We start from the raw sequence: 3,357 nt of genomic DNA, 5'->3' as shown, positions 1-3,357 counted from the left end.
CTTTTTGCATCCGATTTCAGAATTTTGCCCCCTCCTGCGCCTCCCCCAATATCGCAGAAGCGATATTGGGGGAGGCGCAGGAGGGGGTCTGTTTTGCTGCTCACCGCGGTTTGTGCTTATCCCAAACCCACATTAAGAAAGGTTCATTTGACCCGCGCCTTTTTTTACGGGGGTTGTCTATGCTATAATCCACCCGCAGAGAGGTGATTGTATATGTTCAAGAAGATTGTCAATATCTTGGGCGTTGACCCCAATAAAAGAGAAATTCAGCGGCTGGCAGTGCGGGCTGAGCAGATCAACGCGCTGGAAGCCGAATATGAAAAATTATCGGATGATGCCCTGAGAGCCAAGACGGATGAGTTCCGTGCCTACATCCGGCAGGCAACCGAAGGTATAGAAAACGAAGCCGAACGCCGGCAGGCCGAAAAGGTGGCGCTGGATGAACTTTTACCGCAGGCGTTTGCCGCCGTGCGCGAAGCCAGCAAACGCACCATCGGCTTGCGCCACTATGAGGTGCAATTAATTGGCGGGATGGTACTGCACGAGGGCAAAATTGCCGAAATGCGCACCGGTGAAGGCAAGACGCTGGTGGCTACGCTGCCGTTGTACCTGAATGCGTTGACCGGGCGGGGGGTGCATCTGGTCACGGTGAATGATTATCTTGCCCGCCGTGATGCGCGCTGGATGGGGCCGATTTATGACTTTTTGGGGCTGAAAGTGGGCGTGTTGCAGATGGCCAGCCGCACCGAAAACGGGCGCAAAGCCTTTTTGGTGGATTTGGAAAAGACCTCGCCGTTTGAGGATCAACATCAACTGCGTATGGTGGATCGGGCTGAGGCCTATCGCGCCGATATTACCTACGGCACCAACAGCGAGTTTGGTTTTGATTATCTGCGCGACAACCTTGCCTACCGGCTGGAGGAACGCTCTCAACGCGGACACTATTATGCAATTGTGGACGAGGTGGATAACATTCTGATTGATGAGGCGCGCACGCCGCTGATCATTTCCGGGCCGGCAGCCGATGAGGCCGAATGGTACATCAAAATGGCGCAGGTGGTGCGCGCCCTGCGCGAGGAAGACTACGAAATCAACGAGCGCGACCGCACTGTCACCCTCACCGAAGTAGGTATGGCGCATGTGGAAGAATTGCTGGATATGCCGCTGGTTGACCCCGAACGTCCGGAGGATATTAATCCCGAACAGGCGCGCCTGTTGGGCTATCTGGAACAGGCGCTTAAAGCGCAGTTTCTCTTCAAGCGCAACAAGGATTATCTGGTGCAGGGCGGTAAGGTGATCATCATTGACGAGTTTACCGGACGGCTGATGCCCGGGCGGCGCTGGTCTGAAGGGCTGCATCAGGCGGTGGAAGCCAAAGAAGGTGTCAAGGTCGAGCCGGAAAATATCACCTACGCCACCATCACCATTCAAAATTACTTCCGCATGTATGAAAAACTGGCCGGCATGACCGGTACCGCCCTGACCGAGGCGGAGGAATTTGCCAAAATTTACAAACTGGAAGTGCTGCCCATCCCCACCAATCTGGAATACAAGGCGATTCAGCCCAACCCGATCCTGATGGAAGTGCAGGCCAAGGACGAGTTCGGTTACAAATTCACCTATTATGCCCGTCGCGATGATCCGCTCAAAGCGCCGGTTTTCTGGAAGCGTAAAGACTACCCGGATGTGATCTACCGCACCGAAGAGGCAAAAATCCGTGCCATTGTGCAGGAGATTGTCCATTATCATGTGCGCGGCCGGCCGCAACTGGTCGGCACCACCTCGGTGGAGCATTCCGAACGGCTTTCCTTACGATTGCAGCCGGAATTGCTGCGCCGCTTAATGCAGGCGCTGCTGATTCGGGATGCCTGGCTGCGCAAGCACAACCGTCAGGAAAGTGAAGTGGCCATACCCGAATTGCAGTTTTTATACAAACCGTTGCCCGACCTGAACACGGCCGAACTGCGCAACTTTGCCCGTTCGGTGGGGATGACTTCGATCAACCCGGAAGACCCTGAAAATGTCGAGCGGTTATTGAATCTGCTCAATCTGAAAGAAGAAGACCGTCCCCGCCTGATCAAAGTGTTACAGGGCGGTGTGCCGCATCAGGTTTTGAATGCTCGCAAGCACGATGAAGAGTCCTTGATTATTGCCCGGGCGGGCGCATTTGGGGCGGTGACCATTGCCACCAACATGGCCGGGCGCGGTGTGGACATCAAATTGGGCGGCGAACTGGACGAGGACATTCTGGCGGATGTCAACCGTGTGTTGAGGAGCGTTGGAAGTGATCCTTATGAAATGACCAATGAACAGCGCCGCAGGCTGCTGCTGGAAATGGAATCGGCCCAGTACAGCATTTATGAGGATTCGGTGCGTGCCTTTTTGCAGTACATGGATGAGATGGAAAAGGTGCGCGAACTGGGTGGTCTGCATGTGATCGGCTCGGAACGCCACGAAGCCCGCCGGATTGACAACCAGCTGCGCGGGCGCGCTGCCCGTCAGGGAGACCCCGGCTCCTCCCGTTTTTATCTTTCCATGGAAGACGACCTGATGCGGCTGTTTGGCGGGGCGCAGGTGGAAAACCTGATGGCGCGCTTGAACATTGATGAAAGCCTGCCGATTGAAAATAATCTGGTTGCCAAACTGGTCAAACAATCTCAGGCGCGGGTGGAAGGCAACAACTTCGATATCCGAAAACATTTGCTGGAATATGACGATGTCCTCAACATGCAGCGCAAGCGCATTTACGAGCAGCGCGACCGGGTCTTTACCAAACAAGACCTGAGCGAAGATGTGCGCGAAATGCTGCAAAACGAGCTGAAAAGCCGTGTGGAAACCGCGCTGGAAGACGAGGAAGGGCCGTGGAAACTGCTGGCGTATCTGGAGGATGTGCAGCCACCCATTACCTTTGAGGGAGTGGCCTATCCATCCTTTACCATGCGCTTGATGATGGAGGAAGTGGCTGATGAGTTAGGTGATGAACCGATCAGCGCCGAACAACTACGGCGAACGTTGCTGGATTTGGCGCGCCGCGCGCTGCAAGCCGAAAGCAACCATCTGCTGCGTTCGATTGAGGTTTTGCTGGAACGCAGCGAAGAGGCTATTCAGCAGCAGCTGACCGAACGACTGGAAACGGTGGAAACCTTTTTCGAAGGGTTGCCGGACCGGCTGGAAGAAGCCGGCGGCAGTTTACGCCCGCAGGAACTGGTGGAAGAACTTTCCGGGCTGGTGCGGGTACCGTTGCGCCTGAATACGGAAGAGATGCGCGCCCTGGCGCAAGGGGGTGATCATCTGGTGGAGCGGGTTAAGGAGCAGGTCGAATCCGCGCTGATGAACATCACACTCAACCGTGTGATT

1 protein-coding gene is annotated in these 3,357 nt (G+C 55.3%); it reads left to right on the top strand.

Annotated features, from left to right (window positions below; translation table 11 throughout):
* Positions 1–213: 213 nt before the first annotated feature.
* The coding region (secA, locus tag VAE48_RS03260) for a preprotein translocase subunit SecA (RefSeq protein ID WP_322791883.1) at positions 214–3,357 on the top strand (3,144 nt) is incomplete at its 3' end.

Origin of the sequence: Bellilinea sp. (assembly GCF_034432615.1) — a bacterium.
Lineage (GTDB): Bacteria > Chloroflexota > Anaerolineae > Anaerolineales > Anaerolineaceae > Bellilinea.
The sequence above is the reverse complement of the archived record's forward strand: the minus strand, read 5'-3'. Positions and strand labels throughout refer to the sequence as shown.